Genomic DNA, 906 nt, shown 5'->3' with positions numbered 1-906 from the left:
CGGGGCTGGGCGAGCACCGAAATCGCCCACCAGCGCTTGTGCAGGCCCGTCACGCCGTCGAGGCGGCCCAGTGCCGCGGGTTCGAGGCGCAGGCGCGAGAGGATGACGGGCAGCATCACCTTGTTGGTGATGATCATCAGCAGCACGCCCAGGCAGGCGGTCATGCCCAGCTCGTGCACGATCGGGATGTCGATCAGCATGATCACCATGAAACCGAGCGCGTTGGTCAGCAGCGCCACGGTGCCCGGAATGGCCAGTTTGCNGGCGGTCATGCCCAGCTCGTGCACGATCGGGATGTCGATCAGCATGATCACCATGAAACCGAGCGCGTTGGTCAGCAGCGCCACGGTGCCCGGAATGGCCAGTTTGCGGAAGGCGCTCTCGGCGGCCTGCTCGGAGGTGAGGCCGGCGCGTACCTCGTGCTTCCAGGCGTTGGTCATCTGCACGGCGTGCGAGACGCCGATGGAGAACACCAGGAACGGCACCAGGATGGACATCGGGTCGATGCCAAAGCCCAGCCCCGCCAGCAGCCCCAGTAGCCAGATGACCGGCAGGAGCGCCACCAGCAGGGCCAGAACGGTCAGGTTGACCGAGCGCGAATACAGCCACAGCAGCACGGCGGTGATGAGAAAGGCCAGGCCGAAAAAGCCGATGACGGTGGTCAGGCCGTCCATCACGTCGCCCAGCACCTTGGCAAAACCGACGATGTTGATCTCTATGTCCTTGTTATCGAACCGGGTGCGAATCGTCTCCAGCTTCTTGGCCACTGCGCTGTAGTCCAGCTGCTTGCCGGTCTGCGGGTCGATCTCCAGCAGGTCGGCGCGCACCATGGCCGACTTCAGGTCGTTGCCTACCAGCCGGCCTATCTGGCCCGACTTGGCAACGTTGGAGCGCACATGGGCCAGT

General features: G+C 64.5%; 1 protein-coding gene. It reads right to left on the bottom strand.

Going from position 1 to position 906, the window contains the following annotated elements; all coding sequences use genetic code 11:
* Window positions 1–906, bottom strand: a 906-nt coding sequence (locus tag QZH66_RS17160) for an MMPL family transporter (protein WP_305807053.1), incomplete at both ends; no start/stop codon positions are given.

Origin of the sequence: Stenotrophomonas sp. YIM B06876 (assembly GCF_030711595.1) — a bacterium.
In the GTDB taxonomy this organism is placed as follows: Bacteria; Pseudomonadota; Gammaproteobacteria; order Xanthomonadales; family Xanthomonadaceae; genus Stenotrophomonas.
The sequence above is the reverse complement of the archived record's forward strand: the minus strand, read 5'-3'. Positions and strand labels throughout refer to the sequence as shown.